We start from the raw sequence: 18,165 nt of genomic DNA, 5'->3' as shown, positions 1-18,165 counted from the left end.
AAAGTGGTCTGTATGAGTACGCACTACGTGAGCGGCCCGCAGCTGGCCCGGCTGCTGGGCGACGTGCCGCAGGAACGGCCGTACAACGCCGCCCTCGCCCGGGCCGTGTGCGCGCTGGTGCTGGACGGGCGGGTGGCGCCGCGCACCCGCCTGCCCGCCGAACGCGATCTGGCCGCCGCCCTGGGGGTCAGCCGTACGACGGTGACCGCCGCCTACGACCGGCTCCGCGACGAGGGCTATGTGGAGAGCCGCCAGGGCGCGGGGAGCTGGACGGCACTGCCGCCGACCAATATGGCATCGTTCGGGGCCCGCTCGGCGGGCGGCCCCCGCGCCGGGACGGCCGGGGGCCGGTTCGGGATGGCGCACGCCCCGGAGGGAGCCGAGTTCATCGATCTGGGCTGCGCGACGCCGGGCGCGCCCGCGCTCTTCGAGGAGGCGGTCGCCGCTGCGGTCGCCGAGCTGCCCCGTTACAGCAGCGGGCCCGGGTACGAGCCCGCCGGGCTGGCCGTGCTGCGGGAGGTCATCGCCGCCCGGTACGCCGAGCGCGGCGTCCCGACCCGCGCGGACCAGATCGTCGTCACCACGGGGGCGCAGCAGGCCTTCACGCTGCTGCTGCAGACCATGGTGGAGCCGGGCGCCTCGGTGCTGGTCGAGCGCCCCACCTACCCGCACGCGCTCGGCGCGCTGCGCAGGATGGGCGCGCGGCTCGTCCCGGCCGGGATCAACGAGGGCTGGGACATCGAGCTGATCGCCGGAAGCATGCGGCAGGCCGCGGTGGGGCTGGCCTACACCGTTCCCGACTTCCAGAACCCCACCGGGCGGCTGATGGGCGCGGACGACCGGGCCGCGCTGGTGGCCGCCGCCCGCCGCGCCGACGCGCTGCTGGTCGCCGACGAGACGTTCGCCGAGCTGGCGCACGACCCGGCCGCGCCCCGGGTGCCGCCGCTGGCCGCCTTCGACACCGGCGGGCGGGTGATCAGCGTCGGCTCGGCGTCCAAGCTGCTGTGGGGCGGGCTGCGGATCGGCTGGATCCGCGCCACCGCGCCGCTGGCCCGCCGGCTGATCGTGGCGCGCGAGCCGATGGACATGGCCAGCCCGGTGCTGGACCAGCTGATCGTCCGGGAGCTGCTGCTGCGGGTGGAGGAGGTACGGGCCGAACGGGCCGCGTCCCTGCTGCGCGGCCGCGACGCGCTCGCGGCCGCGCTGCGCGAGCGGCTGCCCGGCTGGGAGTTCGAGCCGCCCGAGGGCGGCATGTCGCTGTGGGTGAGGCTGGGCGCCCCGGTGGCGACGCTGCTGTCCGAGGCGGCCGAGCGGCGGGGTGTACGGGTCGTGCCGGGGCCGGTGTTCGGGGCCGACGGCGTGCTGGAGGACTACGTGCGCCTGCCGTACGTGCTGCCTCCCGAGACGCTGCGCGACGCGGTCGACCGGCTGGCCCTGGCCTACCGGGAGGTGGAGGCGGCGCCGGTCTCCCGGCCGCTGCCCGCCTACGTGTGAGGGAAGGTCGGTGGTGAGGGCGCTGAACGGCGTCAGGGGGCGCGCTGGATGTACTCCACCAGGTGCTCGCGCTCGCTCACCAGCTCGTCGATCGTGCTCTTGACCACGTCGCCGATGCTGACGATCCCGGCGAGCCGGCCGGCCGCGTCGACGACCGGCAGGTGCCGGATCCGGTGCTCGGTCATGGTGCGGCGCAGGTCGTCCACGTCCGCGCTCGGCTCGCAGGTGCGGACCTCCGCGGTCATGATCTCCGAGACCGGCCGGCCGAGCAGCCCGGCGCCGTGCTCGTGCAGCTTGCGGACCACGTCCCGTTCGGACGCGATCCCGGCGATGGTCTCGCCGTCGGGGGAGACGACGATCGCCCCGACGTTGTGCTCGGACAGGACCGCCAGCAGGTCCCGTACGGTCGAGTCGGGGCGCACGGTGGCCACCGCCGCCCCTTTTCTCCGCAGGATGTCGCGAATGCGCATGTGCTCACACTCCGGTGCTCGGACGCCGCCCGGGAAGGGCCGCGGTGGGCCGTGCGCCGGGCTCTTGCTGCAAAGGTCGCATGTTCCGGCGGGCGGGAAAACCCCTTGGCGGTAAACGAGCGCCTCGATCTCCCGCCCGGCCGGGTCAGCCGATGTCCAGCCGCGCCAGCAGGCGCATCACGCGCGGTGACAGCCGGGACGCCGCGTACCCCAGCCGCGCCTCGGCGGTGACCGGCACCAGCGCCTTGTCCTTCTGGACGGCGGCCACGATCTGCTTGGCGACGCCCTCCGGCCCGAAGCCGCGCAGCGCGTAGGCGCGGGCGGCCCGCTGCCGGCTCTGCTCCTGCTCCTCCGCGCCCGCCCCGACGAACGACGAGGTGCGGGTGATGTTGGTGTTCACCACGCCCGGGCAGATCGCGCTGACCCCGATGCCCTGCCCCGCCAGATCGGCGCGCAGGCACTCCGACAGCATCAGCACGGCCGCCTTGCTGGTGGCGTACGCGGGGAGCGTGCGCGAGGGCGTGAACGCCGCCGCGGACGCGGTGTTGACGATGTGCCCGCCCTGGCCCCGCTCGACCATCTGCGCGGCGAACAGCCGCGATCCGTGGATGACGCCCCACAGGTTGACGTCCAGGACCCGGCGCCAGTCGTCGGCCGAGTGGTCCAGGAACGCCCCGGCCATGCCGATCCCGGCGTTGTTGACCACCACGTCGGGCACGCCCAGCTCGTGCAGGACCGACTTGGCGAAGTCCTCCATCGCGTTCGGATCGGCCACGTCCACCGCGTACGCGTGCCCCGCGGGCCCCACCAGGCACGCCAGCTCGGCCGTACGCTGCGCGGCCGCCAGGTCGATGTCGGCGGCGACCACCTCGGCGCCGCGCTCGGCGAACGCCAGCGCGGTGGCCCGGCCGATGCCGCTGCCGGCCCCCGTGATCGCCACCAGCGAGCCCTCGAAGGGGCGCCGGTCGCGCCGTACCCGGGCCCGGTGCAGCGCCCGGGACTCGGCCGCGCTGAGCGGGCCGCCCTCGACCCCGGTGACGTGCTCGGCGATCCACCGGGCGACCACGTCGGGATGGCTGCGCGGGACCCAGTGGCCCGCGTCGATCGGCCGCAGCGACAGGTTCGGGACCCGGTCGCCCAGGCTCCCGACCAGATGGGGCGAGACGAACAGGTCACGGGTCGGCACGATGACCTGCGTCGGTACGTCAGTACGCCGGTCGCGCGGCTTGCGCAGCCGCTCCAGCATGTTCGCGCGGTAGAGGCCTACTCCGGCGGCCCCGTCGCGCGACAGCGTGCGGGCCGGATGCCCGGGCCGGGGCCGAACGCCCTCGCCGATCTCCAGTACCCGGCTGAACGGCTTGGCCAGCCCCGCCCGCCACAGCGTCTCGGGCAGCAGCGGCGTCTGGAAGAAGTAGATGTACCAGGAGCGCACGCCCTGCCCCGCCGCGTGCTTGAGGTTGCGCGGGGTCGGCCGGGTGATGTTGCGGCGCGTCCAGTGCGCCACGTGGTCCAGGCACGGCCCCGAGATGGAGGTGAACGAGGCGAACCGCTCCGGCATGGTGCAGGCCGCCTCCCACGACTGGATGGACCCCCAGTCGTGCCCCACCAGATGGACCTTGCGGTCGGGGGCCGTGGCGTCCAGGACGGCCTGCATGTCGGCCATCAGGTAGTCGAGGCCGTACCGCCGCCGCCCGAAAGGCCGCGAGGACGCCCCCGCCCCGCGCACGTCGTACCGCACCACGTGGAAGCGCGCCGCGAGGCGCTCGGCCACCTCGTCCCACACCGCGTGCGTGTCCGGGTAGCCGTGCACGAGCAGCACCGTGGGCCGCGAAGGGTCGCCCTGCTCGTAGACCGCGAGGTCGACCCCGTCCCCCCGAACCCGCCGCCCCGATACGGTCATGAACTCCTCCAGCGCTTCACGTGTGGCAGGTCGTCGTCGAGCCAGTGGGCGTCGTCCTCGGTGACGACGAGGATCTCCTCGAACTTCACGCCCACGCCCCGGAAGGCGATGTGCGGCTCGACGGCCCACAGGCCCGGGGTCGGTGGGTGCGCGGACTGCTTCGCGCCGTTCCAGAGTGGCGAACGGCCCTCGAGCCGCTCCTTGACCAGTTCGCGGCCCATGGTCTGCAGGAACCGGACGCCGAACGGGAAGCCGACGCCCTTGGGCAGGAACCCGCCGATGACGCCGACCTGGTGGCCGATGACGCGGCCGGGGTACTTGCGGTGCCGGTTGTCGTAGCCCTGCCGCTCGATGAGCGCGTCCACCTCGGCGTAGATGCCGGCGAACGTCCGCCGCTCGCGGACCAGGTCCAGGATGAGCGTCCGGTACGCGGCGAGGTCGGCGTCGACCTGGTCCCAGATCCGGTTCGCGCCCAGGACGCCGGCGTAGCCGATGTCGGCCGAGTAGCCGCGCTTCACGGGCGCCATGTCCAGGATGTAGGGCATGCCCTCCTCGAGCCGCCGGTGGCTCGGCAGGAACTGCACGGGCACCCGGAAGCCGCGGAACGCGGTCCGGTCGCCGAACCAGGCGAACGGGGTGTGCAGCCAGTCGTCGACGCCGCGCTCGCGCAGCCACCGCCGCATCCGGCGGCAGGCCTCGCGTTCGGTGACGCCGGGCTCGAGCCCGGCGGCCACCTCGTCGGCGCACTGGTAGCTGAGGCGCTGGACCTCGCGGAACCGGTCCAGTTGCGCTGGATCGTCGGTACGGGCGAGCGTCACGTTATTGGACACGCTGTTAATTAACCGCCCGCGGGGGTCCCCGGTCAAGCCGCCCACAACGTGACCCTCGCCACCAGGACCAAGCTATGTCCAGAAATAACCCCAGCGACCGCACAAGCCCAGCAACCGCATAGCCCCACCACCGTGCGAGCGCGTGACCTGTCCGGGTGAGGCGAAGCCGAAGGCAAGCCTCACCCGGGCAGATCGCGAAGCGATGCCGCGCTCGCACAAGGCTCGGTCAGGTGCGAGCCGCCAGGCGAGCACCTGAGCCGGGACTTCAAATCAATACGGGTCGTAGCCGGCGGCCTGGGCGGCGGGGGAGCGCAGCACGTACTCCAGTGCCTGCGGGGTCGAGCAGATCTGGGACGGATGGTGCGAGGGCTTCAGGTAGACGGGGGCCTCGCCGATCAGCAGCCGGAAGATGCCCGGGACGTGGCCCTTGCGGACCGAGCGCCGGTACGAGCGCAGCACCCGGAGCAGGGTCACCCGGCCCTTGATCTGCGGGTCCTGCCTGAGCAGGAAGAGGCCGCCGCCGATCAGCGCCCAGTAGAGGAAGAACAGCGAGACGACCCAGGCCAGCACGCGGGTCGGGTAGCGGCCGCCCATGGCCTGGTAGACGTCGAAGACCACCGAGCGGTGCTCGACCTCCTCGGCGCCGTGCCAGCGCAGCAGGTCCAGCATGGTGGGGTCGACGCCGGCCCGGTCGAGCCGGTCGTTGTCCATGATCCACTGGCCGAGCACGGCGGTGTAGTGCTCGATGGAGGCCACCGCCGCCAGTTCGAAGCGCAGCCGCCGGCGCCAGCGGCGCGGCGAGCGCTCCTTGAGGGCCGCCATCCGGGCGGGCCGCTCGGCGTTGCCCCGGCCCGCCGGGCCGGTGATCTTGCTGACATCGAATCCGTTGGCCGCCAGGAGCTGGTCCAGGACGCCCTGGTGGGAGCGGGCGTGCACCATCTCCTGGCCGATGAAGCCCTTGATCTCCGCGCGCAGCCGCTCGTCCCTGATGTGCGGGCGGGCGTCCTTGACGCACTGGACGAACCACTTCTCGCCCTCGGGCAGGACGATGTGGAAGCTGTTGATGATGTGCGTCGCGACGGGATCGCCCGGGATCCAGTGCAGCGGCGTCTTGGTCCAGTCGAACGCGACGCGGCGCGCCTTGATCGGCGGATGCCGCTCGTCGATGCCGAGCGCCGCCCCGTCCTGGGCCGGGTCCCTGGCCATTCCTGCTCCTTCGCGTCCGACGTCCGGGCGTTCCCGGTCCGGGCGGAGAGTGATCATGTCCGCGCGGTGGGTGTCGGGACAGTGAACTCGTGCAGAGGGCAGGTTTTCTTGAGAGATGACCGATAAGTCTCGGGTGGGTTTTTCGTTCCCGGGTGAGTATCGGCCCTAACAGTCCATGTCAGGACGGGGTGATGATCCGGTGGGCGCCGGTGTAGACGTTCATGGTCTCGCCGCGCAGGAAGCCGACCAGTGTCATCCCGGCGTCCTCGGCCAGCTCGGCGGCCAGCGACGAGGGCGCCGACACCGCCGCGAGCAGCGGGATCCCGGCCTGCATGGCCTTCTGGGTCAGCTCGAACGAGGCGCGCCCGCTGACCATCAGCACCCGGCCGGTCAGGGGCAGCAGCCCCTTGCCGAGGGCCCAGCCGACGACCTTGTCGACGGCGTTGTGGCGGCCCACGTCCTCGCGCAGGACCAGCAGCTCGCCGGACTCGTCGAAGAGCCCGGCCGCGTGCAGCCCGCCGGTGCGCTCGAACACCCGCTGCGCCGCGCGCAGCCGGTCCGGGAGCGCGGCGAGCGTCGCGGGGGTCAGCCGGAGCGGGTCGGCGGCGACGTCGTACGGCCTGTCGGCGCGCAGCGCCTCGATGCTGGACTTGCCGCACACCCCGCAGGCGCTGGTGGTGGTGAACGCGCGCGTCATCAGGTGGCCGGGCAGGTCCACGCCCTCGGCCAGGACGACGTCGAGGGTGTTCTGCTCGGTGGTGTCGGCGCAGTAGCGCATCGCGACCAGATCGGCCGCGCCGGCGATGATGCCCTCGGCGGCCAGGAACCCGGCCACCAGGTCGAAGTCGTCGCCCGGGGTGCGCATGGTGATCGTCAGCGGCCGGCCGGCCACCCGGATCTCCAGCGGCTCCTCGACCGCGAGGGTGTCGGGCCTGGTGCCCCGGACACCGGCGGTGCTCAGCCTGAGGACCGGCCTGCGCACGGTGATCCGACCCATACCGCGACCGTACCGCGCGAACGGCCGATCGCGCGAAAAGCACCGGGTCAGCCGGTCGGCGGCCGCTCCTCGACCCCGCGGGGACGCGGCGTCCGCCAGCCGTACCGCATGGCCAGCACCCGCAGCGCGAACGCCAGTACGGCGGCCCCGGCGACGATGGCCGGGCCGCGCGGCCCGATCGCATGGGCGACCGCGACCACGGCGGCGCCCAGCATCGCGGGCAGCGCGTACAGCTCCCGGTCGTAGAGCACGTTGGGGATCTGGCCGCTGAGCACGTCGCGCAGGATGCCGCCGCCGATCGCGGTGACGACGCCGAGCACCGCCGAGTGCAGGGGCGACAGCCCGTGCTCGAGGGCCTTGAGCGTGCCGGTCGCGCAGAACAGGCCGAGGCCGGCGGCGTCGAACAGCAGCACGGCGGGCAGCAGCCGGGTGACCTGCGGATGCCAGAAGAACACCAGCCCGGCCGCGACCAGCGGCGTCAGCACGTACCCGAGGCTGGTGAACGCGGTGGGCGGCCCGTCGTCGATCACCAGGTCGCGCAGGATCCCGCCGCCCAGCGCGGTGATCTCGGCCAGCACCACCATGCCGACCACGTCCAGCCGCTGGCGGACGGCGGCCAGCGCGCCCGACACCGCGAACACGAAGATCCCCGCCAGGTCCAGCAGCACGGCGGCCTCCGTGCCCGTCACCGCGCGCTCACCGCCGCTCCGTCCCCCGCTCGTAAGCCATGGGCCTGCACCGCACGCGCTCGTACCGCATGGGACGGCACTCCGGCAGGTCCTGGACGCGGGCGGGCGGAGGCCGGCGGAGGCGTACGGGAATCGAACCCGCCGACCCGAGATCCTCGGGTCCCGCGGTTTTGAAGACCGGGGAGGCCACCAGGCGCTCGCCCGCCTCCAGCGGCGAGCCTAGAGCATGGGGCGCGCCCCGCCGGGGAGCGCCCCACGCGTCGCCGCCGTGATCAGCCGCCGTAGAGGGTGTCGATGGCGTCGGTGTACTTGGCGTGCACGATCCGGCGCTTCAGCTTGAGCGTGGGCGTGAGCTCCTCGCTCTCGGCGGTCCACTCGGCCGGCAGCAGCCGCCACTTCTTGACCTGCTGGACGCGGGCGAGCCGGGCGTTGGCGTCCTCGACGGCCTTGCCCACCTCCTCCAGGACGAGGGGGTGCTCGGCCAGCGCGGCGAGGTCGGTGCTGTCCAGGCCGTGCGCGGCGGCCCAGACGGGGGCCACCTCGCCGTCCAGGGTGATCAGCGCGACCACGTACGGGCGGCGGTCGCCGTAGGCCAGCGCCTGGCCGATCAGCGGGTGCTCCTTGAGATGGTTCTCGATCATCGAGGGCGCGATGTTCTCGCCGCCGGCGGTGATGATCAGCTCCTTCTTGCGGTCCACCACCCGCAGGAAGCCGTCCTCGTCCAGCACGCCGATGTCGCCGGTACTCACCCAGCCGCCGGCGTCGATCAGCTCGGCGGTGGCCGCCGGCCGGTTGAGGTAGCCGGGCGTGCAGGTGGCGCCCCGGACGAGGATCTCGCCGTCCCCGGCCAGCTTCAGCTCCACGCCGGGGAACGGCCGGCCGACGGTGCCGAGCTTGAACGAGTCGGCGAGGTTGGCGGTGATCGCGCCGGTCGTCTCGGTCATCCCGTACGCGTCGAAGATCTTCAGTCCGAGGCCGGCGAAGAACCGGGCCACCTCCTCGGGCAGCGGCGCGGCGGCGCTGGAGGCCTGCCGGACCCGGTCGAGCCCGAGCAGCGCCCGCATCGGCGTCAGCACGGCCGCGTCCATCGTCCGGAACGCCTCTTCCAGTTCGGGCGGCGTGGTGTTGCCGTACTCCTGGCTGGTGACGTACCGGCGCCCGGTCTCCAGGGCCTGCGCGATCCCGGCCTTCCTGGTCTCGTCCTGCTCGCCGGCCAGCACCGCCTGGATGCCCGCCATGATCTTCTCCCAGACCCGGGGCACGCCGAAGAAGGAGTGCGGGCGCACCTGGCCGAGCACGGCGGTCAGCTGGGCGGGGTCGGAGCAGAAGTGGACGTGCGAGGCCAGCCGGATCGGCAGGTAGTAGCTCAGCACCCGGTCGGCGATGTGCGCGAACGGCAGGTACGAGACGCCGCTCGGGTGCTCGGGCAGCACCGAGCTGCGCTGCACCAGCGCGGCCTCGTGCAGCACCATCGAGTGGGTGATCCGGACGCCCTTGGGGTCGCCGGTGGTCCCCGAGGTGTAGAGCAGGGTGACGGTGTCGCCGGGCGCGACGGCCGCCACGCGCCGGTCGATCTCGGCGGCGGCCTCCGCGCCGGCCAGCTCCCGGCGGCCGAGCGCGGTGAAGTCGTCCCAGGTGAGGAAGCGGTCGCCGGCCGGGCAGGCGGCGGCGTCCAGCACGATGATCCGGCGCAGCTCCGGCAGCCGGTCCAGCGCGGGCAGCCAGCGGTCCAGCTGGTCGCGGCCGTCCAGCACCGCGTACCTGGCCGCGCAGTCCGCGGCGACGAAGGCGATCTGGTCGGCGGCCAGCGTCGCGTAGACCGTGGCCGGGGTGCCGCCCGCGTGCACGGCGCCGAGGTCGGCCAGCACGTGCTCGGAGCGGTTGGGCATCATCAGCGCCACCACGTCGCCGGGCTCGAGCCCGAGCGCGGCGAACCCGGCCGCCGTCTCCCGGGCGCGCCGGTGCACGTCGCTCCAGCTCAGCGTGGACCACTCGCCGTCCACCCGGTCGGAGTAGGCCGGCCGGTCACCGTGCTCGCGCGCGGTGGCGGCCAGCGCACCGGCGACCGTCAGGCCCTCCAGCTCCCGCGCCAGCTCCGCCCGCACCCGCTGAATCTCCGCCTCGCCCATGCGCGCCCCTTTACGTTCCGGCCTCGATCGCGCGCACCTCAGTAAGTGCGCACTTGCATGGGGGGTATCGCACCATGTCCGGACGTCCGCGGGCAAGTCCTGGCGCGGATCCCGTGCCGGATCCCCGCCAGGTGGGGCACGGTGTGGCCGCAGAGTAACGGGACCCGTACGGTCGGCACCTAGATCGTTTCCAGGGAGTTTGGAATAGTTCGCAGGGTGACCCTCCTGCCCGCGTCGCCGGCCGGCGTACGGCTCACCCAGTACGCCCATGGCGGCGGCTGCGCCTGCAAGATCCCGCCGGGCGAGCTGGAGGCGGTCGTGGCCGGGCTCACCGGGGACACCGCGGACGGCGCCCTGGTCCTCGGCGGCGAGGACGGCGACGACGCGGCGGTGCTGCGGATCGACGGCGGCCGCGCGATCGTCTCGACCGCCGACTTCTTCACCCCGGTCGTGGACGACCCGTACGACTGGGGCCGGATCGCGGCGGCCAACGCGCTCTCGGACGTCTACGCCGTCGGCGGCGAGCCGCTGATGGCCCTGAACCTGCTGGGCTGGCCGCGCGACGCGCTCCCGGCCGAACTGGCCCGCGAGGTGCTGCGCGGCGGCCGCGACGTGGCCATGGCGGCCGGCTGCCCGATCGCCGGCGGGCACAGCGTCGACGACCCCGAGCCCAAGTACGGGCTGGCCGTCACCGGGATCGCCGACCCCGGCCGGCTGCTGCGCCTGGACGGCGGGCGCCCCGGGCTGCCGCTGTCCCTGTCCAAGCCGCTCGGGCTCGGCGTGCTCAACGCCCGGCACAAGGCCACCGGCGAGGTGTTCGCCGCGGCCGTCGAGACGATGACCGAGCTCAACGCCACGGCCGCGCGGCAGGCGCTGGAACGCGGCGTCCGCTGCGCCACCGACGTGACCGGCTTCGGGCTGCTGGGGCACCTGTACAAGCTCGCGCGGGCCGGCGGCGTCACGGCGGTCGTCGACGCCGCCGCCGTCCCGTACCTGGACGGGGCGCGGCAGGCCGTCCGCGACGGGTTCGTCCCCGGCGGCACGCGCCGCAACCTGGCGTGGGTCGCCCCGCACACCGGCTTCGGCCGGATCGCAGAGGAGGAGCGGCTGCTGCTGGCCGACGCGCAGACCTCCGGCGGACTGCTGGTCGCGGGCGAGATCCCCGGCGCCCCCGTCATCGGCGAGCTGGTGCCGCGCGGCCGGCACGTCCTGATGATCCGCTAGGGCGGCGACCCCGGCCGGCCGGCCGGCCGAAACCGCCGATGTACGCCGTATCGCCGCAGGTCATGTCCTGATCCGCGCCGTGTCATTGATCCATCTCTGGGTATCCCGACGGTGACGGGTCCGCGGCCGCGCGGGGCCGGCACTCATGACCGAAGGAGCGGACATGACCATCGGGGGAATCATCACCGCCATCATCTTCGGCGCGATCATCGGTGCGCTGGGGCGGCTGCTCGTACCCGGCAAGCAGAACATGTCGATCTGGCTGACCGTGCTGGTCGGCATCGTGGCGGCCTTCGCCGGGACGGGGCTGGCCCACCTGTTCAACCTGAAGACCGACGGCTGGAACTTCTGGGAGACGATCTTCCAGGTCGCGGCGGCCGTGATCGGCGTCTATCTGGTGGCCGCACTGTGGCCCAAGAAGACCGGCACGCACTAGCGCGGCCGTGCGCGAAGGATGGGCCGTAGCTCCTCGAGTACGGCCGGGTCCTCGATCGTCGACGGCACCGGGACCTCCCGGCCGTCGGCGATGCCGCGCATCGCGCCGCGCAGGATCTTGCCGGAACGGGTCTTGGGCAGGGCGGGCACGACCGAGATCTCCCTGACCGCGGCGACCGGCCCGATCTGCTCGCGGATCATCAGCACCAGCTCGTCCCGCAGCGCCGCCGGATCGGCCTCGGCGCCGGTCTTGAGCACCACGAAGCCGCGCGGGACCTGGCCCTTGAGCGGGTCGGCGACGCCGATCACCGCGCACTCGGCCACCGCCGGATGCGCCGCGATCACCTCTTCCATCGTCCCGGTGGACAGCCGGTGGCCCGCCACGTTGATCACGTCGTCGGTCCGGCCCATCACCCACACGTAGCCGTCGTCGTCGATGTGGCCGCCGTCGCCGGTGAGGTAGTGGCCGGGATGGCGGGTCAGGTACGACTCCACGAAGCGCTCGTCGTCCTGCCAGAGCGTGGTCAGGTTGCCCGGCGGCAGCGGCAGCCGCACCACGATGTCGCCGTCGGCTCCGGGCGCGGCCGGGGAGCCGCCGGGATCCAGGACGCGCACGTCGTAGCCGGGGACCGGCACCGACGGCGAGCCGGCCTTGACCGGCAGCGCCTCCAAGCCGCGCGGGTTCGCCACCATCGGCCAGCCGCTCTCGGTCTGCCACCAGTGGTCGATCACGGGCCGTTCGAGCAGGCCCGATGCCCACCGGTAGGTCTCGGGGTCCAGCCGCTCGCCGGCCAGGAACAGGGTGTCGAGGGCCGACAGGTCGTGCCCGGCCAGCAGCGCGCCGTCGGGGTCCTCCTTCTTGATGGCGCGGATCGCGGTGGGCGCGGCGAACAGCGCCTTCACCCGGTGCTCGGCCGCCACCCGCCAGAACGCCCCCGCGTCCGGCGTGCCGACGGGCTTGCCCTCGTACAGCACCGTCGTGCAGCCGGTGAGCAGCGGCGCGTACACGATGTAGGAGTGGCCGACGACCCAGCCGACGTCGGAGGCGGCCCAGAACACGTCGCCGGGCCCGACACCGTAGACGTTCTCCATGGACCAGCGCAGCGCGACCGCGTGCCCGCCGTTGTCGCGGACCACGCCCTTGGGACGGCCGGTGGTGCCGGAGGTGTAGAGGATGTACAGCGGGTCGGTCGCCGCGACCGGGACGCACTCGGCGGCCTGGGCGCCGGCGACGGCCTCGTCCCACTCGACGTCGCGCGCGGGCACCAGGTCGGCGTGCAGTTGCGGGCGCTGCCGGATCACGCAGCGGTCGACCTTGTGCGAGGCCAGGTCGAGGGCCTGGTCGAGCAGCGGCTTGTAGGGGACGATGCGTGTCCCCTCGATGCCGCAGGACGCCGAGACCACGACCTTGGGCCGGGCGTCGTCGATCCGTACCGCCAGCTCCTTGGCCGCGAACCCGCCGAACACGACCGAGTGGACCGCGCCCAGCCGCGCGCAGGCCAGCATCGCGATGACCGCCTCGGGGACCATCGGCAGGTAGATCACCACCCGGTCGCCGCGCTGCACGCCCAGCGCCCGCAGCGCCCCGGCGAACCGCGCCACCAGGTCGGTCAGCTCCCGGTAGGTGTAGGTCCGCACGGTCCCGGTGACGGGGCTGTCGTAGATCAGCGCGGCCTGGTCGCCGCGGCCCTCCTCCACGTGCCGGTCCAGGGCGTTGTCGCAGGTGTTGAGCTCGCCGCCGGTGAACCAGCGGTAGAAGGGCGGCGCGCCGTCGTCCAGGACCCGGTCGGGTGGTACGAGCCAGCGGACGTCCCGCGCGGCGAGTCCCCAGAAACGGGTCGGGTCGGCGATGCTGCGTTCGTACGCGGCGGCATAGGCGCCCATGTGGTCCTCCGGAGCGGCGGTTCGCTGGCCTCGATTACGGGTTCGGGGCGCATCCCTATAGGGCATGGCGGAAGCACCGTTCGTCAAGGCCCCGCGCCGGATCGGCGTTGCGAAGCGGTCACCATGTCACGAGGCGGGCACCACCGGGGCCGCGCGGTAGTACAGGCCGTGCACGACGGCGACCACCGCCGCCAGTCCGGCCCCTGCGGCCACGATCCAGAAGCACAGCTCGTACGCGGCCAGGGTGGGGGTCGTGGTGCCCCTCATGGTCTGGCCGGCGAGCACGGCGGCGGTGGCGGCCCCCGCGACGCTGCCCCCGGTCGTGCGGACGAGGGCGTTGACGCCGCTGGCGATGCCGCTCTCGCTCATCGGGACGTGCTCGACGGCCAGGGTGCCGAGCGCCGCGTACGCGATGCCGAAGCCCACGCCCTGGATCGCGTTGAACGCGAGCATGTCGTAGGCGTGGGCGTTGGACAGCGCCAGCCACAGGTAGGACAGGCCGGCGAAGACCGAGCCGATCGCCAGGGTGAACGCCGGGCCCATCCGTCCCGCCATCCGCCCGGCCAGCACCGAGCAGCCCAGCATGGTGACCGTGCTCGGCAGCGTGTAGAGGCCCACGTCCAGCACCGAGCCGCTCAGCCCGTACCCGAACTCGTCCCTGGGCGTCTGGATGAACCCGGCGATGAGCGTGAACGCCGCGTACATCGAGAAGCCGAGCAGCATCGAGGCCAGGTTGGCCGACAGCGAGCGCGGGCCCACCAGCAGGTTCAGCCGTACCAGCGGCTGCCGGATCCGCATCTCGGCGAGCACCCACGCGACGAACAGCACCGCGGCTGCGCCGGCGAGGCCGAGCAGTCCCGGCGAGGTCCAGCCCCAGGCGTTGCCCTGGCTGATCGCCAGCAGCAGGCAGACCAGCCAGCCGGCCAGCAGCAGCGCGCCGGCGTAGTCGGGACGGCCGCCGGCCCGTTCGCCCACGTCGGGCGCGCACAGCGCGATGAGCACCAGGCCCGCCACCGCCAGCCCGGCCGCGACGAGGAAGACCGGGGCGTGGCTGGTGGTGCGGTCCGCGATGAGCCCGGTCACGATCATGCCCAGCGTGCCGCCGATGCCCATGGTGGCGCTGATGACACCGATCGCGGTGGTGACCCGATGCGCGGGGAACGCGTCTCGGATCGTTCCGATCGCGAGCGGGATCAGTGCCACCGACACGCCCTGGATCGCCCGGCCCACGATGAGCACGCCCAGCGATTGCGACAGGGCGCAGACGACCGAGCCCACCGCCAGCATGGCGATGGCCAGCAGGATCATCCGCTTCTTGCCGTACATGTCGCCGAACCGCGACAGCAGCGGGGTGGCGACCGCCCCGGCGAGCAGCGAGGCGGTGAAGACCCAGGTCACCGCGGTGACCGAGACCTGGAAGGTCTCCATCAGCTGCGGCAGCAGCGGGATCACCAGCGTCTGCTGGACGGAGACGACGAGCCCGGCGGTGGCCAGCGCCACCAGGATCAGGGCGGGGTGCGCGGGACCGGGGGACCGCGCGAGCCGTCCGGGCGCCGTCGTGATCGCGCCGGTCACATGACCTCCTGGGCCGGGGGGATTCGGAAAACGTGCCCGAAGTGCAGAATTGTACTTACTCAAGTAAACGAAGCAGATGGCCGGGGCCGTCCCGGCCGCCGTCGCCCCGGCGGTGATCGCTTCACGTCCCGGCTGAGAGATTCACATCACATACTGCGGTCACGTTCCGCTTTCGCTACAGGCCCGGCCGTCCATAGGGTTGTCCGGCGTGGACCTCCGCCGACTCGTACCCCGCACCGACACCGTCCTGGCCGACCCGCGCCTGCAGGCGGCCCGCCGCCGGCTCGGCCCGGCGATAGTGAAGGCGGCGGTGGCCCGGGCGCGGCAGCGCGCCCGGGACGGCGAGATACCACCGGAACGCGTCGCCGACTCCGCCGTGGCCGCCCTGCCCGAGCGCGCGTCCCGCCTGGGCCCGGTCGTGAACGCGACCGGCGTGCTCCTGCACACCAACCTGGGCCGGGCCCCGCTGTCGGAGGCCGCCCGCGACGCGGTGGCCGCCGCGTCGGGATGCGCCGACGTCGAGTACGACCTGGACACCGGCCGGCGCGGCCCGCGCGGCGAGGGGGCCCTGGCGGCCCTGCGCGAGGCCTGCCCCGCCGCGCAGGCCGTCCAGGTGGTCAACAACAACGCCGCCGCGCTCGCGCTGGCCGCCACCGCGCTGGCCGCCGGGCGCGAGATCGTCATCGGCCGCGGCGAGCTGGTCGAGATCGGCGACGGGTTCCGGCTGCCCGACCTGCTGGCCTCCACCGGCGCCCGGCTCCGCGAGGTCGGTACCACCAACCGGACCACCGCCGCCGACTACGCCGCCGCCGTGGGCCCCGGGACCGGCTTCATCCTGAAGGTCCATCCGTCCAACTTCCGGATCGAGGGCTTCACCGCGGCCCCCGGCATCGGCGAGCTGGCCGGGCTCGGCGTTCCCGTCGTCGCCGACATCGGCTCCGGCCTCCTGGCGCCCGACCCCGTACTGCCGGACGAGCCCGACGCGGCCACCGCGCTCGCCGCCGGAGCCGCCCTCGTCACCGCCAGCGGCGACAAGCTGCTCGGCGGCCCGCAGGCGGGCCTGATCCTGGGCGAGAGCGGCATCGTCGAACGGCTGCGCCGCCATCCCCTCTACCGGGCGATGCGGGTGGACAAGATGACCCTCGCGGCCCTGGAGGCCACGCTCCGCGGGCCCCGTCCACCGGTGGCGCGCATGCTGCACGCCGACCCGGCCGGGCTGCGCGAACGCGCCGAGTCCCTGGCCGAGGCACTCTCCACCGGCGGAGTCGACGCGCTCGCGGCCGACTCCACCGCGACCGTCGGCGGCGGGGGAGCCCCCGGCGTGGGCCTGCCCAGCGCGGCGGTGTCGCTGCCTCCCTCGTACGAGCGCCCGCTGCGCGCCCGGCGCGTGATCGGGCGGGTCGAGAACGGCCGCCTCCTGCTGGACCTGCGCTCCACCGACCCGGCCGGCGACCCCGCGCTCCGCGCCGCGGTCCTGGCTTCCCGGGAAGGGAACTGATGCAGGTCGTCGCGACCGCCGGGCACGTGGACCACGGCAAGTCCAGCCTCGTGCGCGCCCTCACCGGCACCGACCCCGACCGGCTGGCCGAGGAACGCCGCCGCGGGCTCACCCTCGACCTGGGCTTCGCCTGGACGGGCCTGCCCTCCGGCGAGCGGATCGCCTTCGTGGACGTCCCCGGCCACGAGCGGTTCGTCGCCACCATGCTCGCCGGCGTCGGCTCCGTACCGGCCGTGCTGCTGGCCGTCGCCGCCGACGAGGGCTGGATGCCGCAGACCGAGGAGCATCTGGCCGCCCTGGACGCGCTCGGCGTACGGCACGGCGTCCTCGCCGTCACCCGCTCCGACCTGGCCGAGCCCGCCCACGCGCTGCGCCAGGCCCGCGAGCGCCTCGCCAAGACCGGCCTGCGCGGCATCGAGGCCGTCGCCGTCAGCGCCACCACCGGTGCCGGCCTGGACGACCTGCGCGCCGCCCTGGACCGCCTCGCCGCGCGCCTGCCCGTCCCCGACGCGGCCGCGCCGGTACGGCTCTGGATCGACCGGGCCTTCACGATCGCCGGCAGCGGGACCGTCGTCACCGGCACCCTTGCCGCAGGCACCCTGGAGGCGGGCGACGAGCTGGTCCTGATGCCCGCCGGGGAACGCGTCCGCGTCCGCGCCATCGAGTCGGCCAAGGAACCCCTCGACCGCGTCAGCGGCGTCGCCCGCGTCGCGCTGAATCTCCGCGGTGTCCCGCGCGAACGCCTCGCTCGGGGGATGGCCCTGGTCGGCCCCGGCCGGTGGACCCACACCACGTCCATCGACGTCCGCACCCGCTTCGGCGAGGCGACCGGGCGGCTGCCCCGGCAGATGACCCTGCACATCGGTTCGGCGGCCGTCCCCGTTCGGCTGCGCCCTCTCGGCCCCGACACCGCCCGGCTGACCCTGAACGCGCGGCTGCCGCTGCACATCGGCGACACCGCCCTGCTGCGCGACCCGGGCCGCCGCGCCGTCGCGGGCGTGAACGTCCTGGACGTCCGGCCGCCCACCCTCGTCCGGCGCGGAGCCGGGGCCGCCCGCGCCCGCGAGCTGGCCTCCTGGCCCGACCGTCCCGACGGTGCCCTGATCCTGCGCAGGCACGGCGTCCTGCACCGCTCCGACCTCACGGTCATGGGCTGCGCCGCGCCGGCGGCCGCCCTGGCCATCGACGGCGACTGGCTCGCCGACCCCGGCCACTGGGAGGACCTGCACCGCCGCCTCACCACCGAACTGAGCCGGCACAGCGCCGACAGGCCGCTCGCCCCAGGGCTTCCCTTGGAGGCGGCGCGGCTCCGCTTGGGCCTGCCCAGCCGCAGCCTGGTCACCGCCCTCGTACGGCCGCCCCTCCAGGTGAAGGAGGGCCGCGTGTACGGGCCGGGCCCCGACCTGCCGCCCCAGGTGGCCGAAGCCGTGCGGCTCCTGCGTTCGGGACTGGGCCCGTTCCAGGCACCCGACGCCGACCGGCTCGCCGAGATCGGCCTCACCCCCCAGGCGCTGGCCGCCGCCGCCCGCGCCGGCGCGATCCTGCGGCTGCCCGGCAACGTCGTCCTGCCGCCCGGAGCCGACCGCGATGCCCTGCGCATCCTCTGCGACCTGCCCCAGCCGTTCACCGTCGGCCAGGCCCGCCACGCCCTGGGCACCAGCCGCCGGGTCGCGGTCGCCCTCCTGGAACACCTCGACTCCCAGGGGCTGACCCGGCGCCTCGGCGACGAGCGAACCCTGGCCGAATGAGCATGCCGACGTCCCCGGCGGGAAAAATGAATTGATCCGGGTGCCGTTATCTGGCCATATAGACCACGGTTCGGATGATCCCCATG

14 protein-coding genes and 1 tRNA gene are annotated in these 18,165 nt (G+C 73.8%); 5 read left to right on the top strand and 10 right to left on the bottom strand.

From position 1 onward, the window contains the following. The first annotated feature begins 12 nt into the window (after positions 1–12). The gene (locus ACH34Q_RS24855; protein ID WP_395985448.1) at positions 13–1,494 is read left to right on the top strand and encodes a PLP-dependent aminotransferase family protein; all 1,482 of its coding nucleotides are present in this window, start codon (positions 13–15) and stop codon (positions 1,492–1,494) included. Positions 1,495–1,526: 32 nt separating this feature from the next. Here the strand turns inward: ACH34Q_RS24855 and ACH34Q_RS24850 are convergent, their stop codons facing one another. From ACH34Q_RS24850 to ACH34Q_RS24815, 8 genes are all read right to left on the bottom strand, one after another. Continuing rightward, complete coding sequence (locus tag ACH34Q_RS24850; protein WP_395985447.1) at positions 1,527–1,964, bottom strand: CBS domain-containing protein; 438 nt, start codon at positions 1,962–1,964, stop codon at positions 1,527–1,529. A 145-nt stretch (positions 1,965–2,109) separates the two neighbouring features. Further along, a complete protein-coding gene (locus tag ACH34Q_RS24845; protein ID WP_395985446.1) occupies positions 2,110–3,864 on the bottom strand; it encodes an SDR family oxidoreductase in 1,755 nt (584 codons plus the stop codon). Further along, positions 3,861–4,694, bottom strand: a complete 834-nt coding sequence (locus ACH34Q_RS24840) for a M24 family metallopeptidase (RefSeq protein ID WP_395985445.1) — start codon at positions 4,692–4,694, stop codon at positions 3,861–3,863. The genes ACH34Q_RS24845 and ACH34Q_RS24840 overlap by 4 nt, the downstream gene beginning before the upstream one ends. A gap of 270 nt (positions 4,695–4,964) precedes the next feature. After that, positions 4,965–5,900, bottom strand: a complete 936-nt coding sequence (locus ACH34Q_RS24835; RefSeq protein ID WP_395985444.1) for a metal-dependent hydrolase — start codon at positions 5,898–5,900, stop codon at positions 4,965–4,967. Positions 5,901–6,078: 178 nt separating this feature from the next. After that, on the bottom strand, positions 6,079–6,897 hold the full coding sequence (gene fdhD, locus ACH34Q_RS24830) for a formate dehydrogenase accessory sulfurtransferase FdhD (protein ID WP_395985443.1): 819 nt from the start codon (positions 6,895–6,897) through the stop codon (positions 6,079–6,081). A 47-nt stretch (positions 6,898–6,944) separates the two neighbouring features. Then, positions 6,945–7,586 carry a trimeric intracellular cation channel family protein gene (locus ACH34Q_RS24825; RefSeq protein WP_395985442.1) on the bottom strand — a complete coding sequence of 214 codons (642 nt, stop codon included), beginning with the start codon at positions 7,584–7,586 and terminating at the stop codon, positions 6,945–6,947. 116 nt (positions 7,587–7,702) lie between these two features. Then, positions 7,703–7,795, bottom strand: a tRNA-Sec gene (locus tag ACH34Q_RS24820). 63 nt (positions 7,796–7,858) lie between these two features. After that, complete coding sequence (locus ACH34Q_RS24815) at positions 7,859–9,715, bottom strand: AMP-dependent synthetase/ligase (RefSeq protein ID WP_395985441.1); 1,857 nt, start codon at positions 9,713–9,715, stop codon at positions 7,859–7,861. A gap of 225 nt (positions 9,716–9,940) precedes the next feature. Between ACH34Q_RS24815 and selD the strand changes: the two genes are divergently transcribed. After that, positions 9,941–10,939, top strand: a complete 999-nt coding sequence (gene selD / locus ACH34Q_RS24810; RefSeq protein ID WP_395985545.1) for a selenide, water dikinase SelD — start codon at positions 9,941–9,943, stop codon at positions 10,937–10,939. Between the two features lie 163 nt (positions 10,940–11,102). Then, a complete protein-coding gene (locus ACH34Q_RS24805; RefSeq protein WP_395985440.1) occupies positions 11,103–11,375 on the top strand; it encodes a GlsB/YeaQ/YmgE family stress response membrane protein in 273 nt (90 codons plus the stop codon). Here ACH34Q_RS24805 and ACH34Q_RS24800 read toward each other — a convergent pair. Continuing rightward, positions 11,372–13,258, bottom strand: a complete 1,887-nt coding sequence (locus ACH34Q_RS24800; protein WP_395985439.1) for a propionyl-CoA synthetase — start codon at positions 13,256–13,258, stop codon at positions 11,372–11,374. The two genes, ACH34Q_RS24805 and ACH34Q_RS24800, sit on opposite strands and share 4 nt — an antisense overlap. Before the next feature lie 126 nt (positions 13,259–13,384). Then, the gene (locus ACH34Q_RS24795) at positions 13,385–14,833 is read right to left on the bottom strand and encodes an MFS transporter (protein WP_395985438.1); all 1,449 of its coding nucleotides are present in this window, start codon (positions 14,831–14,833) and stop codon (positions 13,385–13,387) included. Positions 14,834–15,041: 208 nt separating this feature from the next. On the opposite strand from ACH34Q_RS24795, the gene selA reads away from it, so the two are divergent. Continuing rightward, complete coding sequence (gene selA / locus ACH34Q_RS24790; protein ID WP_395985437.1) at positions 15,042–16,331, top strand: L-seryl-tRNA(Sec) selenium transferase; 1,290 nt, start codon at positions 15,042–15,044, stop codon at positions 16,329–16,331. Next, the gene (gene selB, locus ACH34Q_RS24785; RefSeq protein ID WP_395985436.1) at positions 16,331–18,079 is read left to right on the top strand and encodes a selenocysteine-specific translation elongation factor; all 1,749 of its coding nucleotides are present in this window, start codon (positions 16,331–16,333) and stop codon (positions 18,077–18,079) included. Before selA ends, selB begins: the two co-directional genes overlap by 1 nt. Positions 18,080–18,165: the final 86 nt, after the last annotated feature.

The organism is Actinomadura sp. 9N407, assembly GCF_044326315.1.
In the GTDB taxonomy this organism is placed as follows: domain Bacteria; phylum Actinomycetota; class Actinomycetes; order Streptosporangiales; family Streptosporangiaceae; genus Spirillospora.
Note: the sequence above shows the minus strand (reverse complement) of the source record. Positions and strands in the feature narration are given on the sequence as shown.

Bases quoted from the DNA above. Each gene is read 5' to 3' on its own strand.
- ACH34Q_RS24855 (WP_395985448.1), top strand. From the start codon at position 13: ATGAGTACGCACTACGTGAGCGGCCCGCAGCTGGCCCGGCTGCTGGGC.
- ACH34Q_RS24850 (WP_395985447.1), bottom strand. From the start codon at position 1,964: ATGCGCATTCGCGACATCCTGCGGAGAAAAGGGGCGGCGGTGGCCACC.
- ACH34Q_RS24845 (WP_395985446.1), bottom strand. From the start codon at position 3,864: ATGACCGTATCGGGGCGGCGGGTTCGGGGGGACGGGGTCGACCTCGCG.
- ACH34Q_RS24835 (WP_395985444.1), bottom strand. From the start codon at position 5,900: ATGGCCAGGGACCCGGCCCAGGACGGGGCGGCGCTCGGCATCGACGAG.
- fdhD (WP_395985443.1), bottom strand. From the start codon at position 6,897: ATGGGTCGGATCACCGTGCGCAGGCCGGTCCTCAGGCTGAGCACCGCC.
- ACH34Q_RS24815 (WP_395985441.1), bottom strand. From the start codon at position 9,715: ATGGGCGAGGCGGAGATTCAGCGGGTGCGGGCGGAGCTGGCGCGGGAG.
- ACH34Q_RS24805 (WP_395985440.1), top strand. From the start codon at position 11,103: ATGACCATCGGGGGAATCATCACCGCCATCATCTTCGGCGCGATCATC.
- ACH34Q_RS24800 (WP_395985439.1), bottom strand. From the start codon at position 13,258: ATGGGCGCCTATGCCGCCGCGTACGAACGCAGCATCGCCGACCCGACC.
- selB (WP_395985436.1), top strand. From the start codon at position 16,331: ATGCAGGTCGTCGCGACCGCCGGGCACGTGGACCACGGCAAGTCCAGC.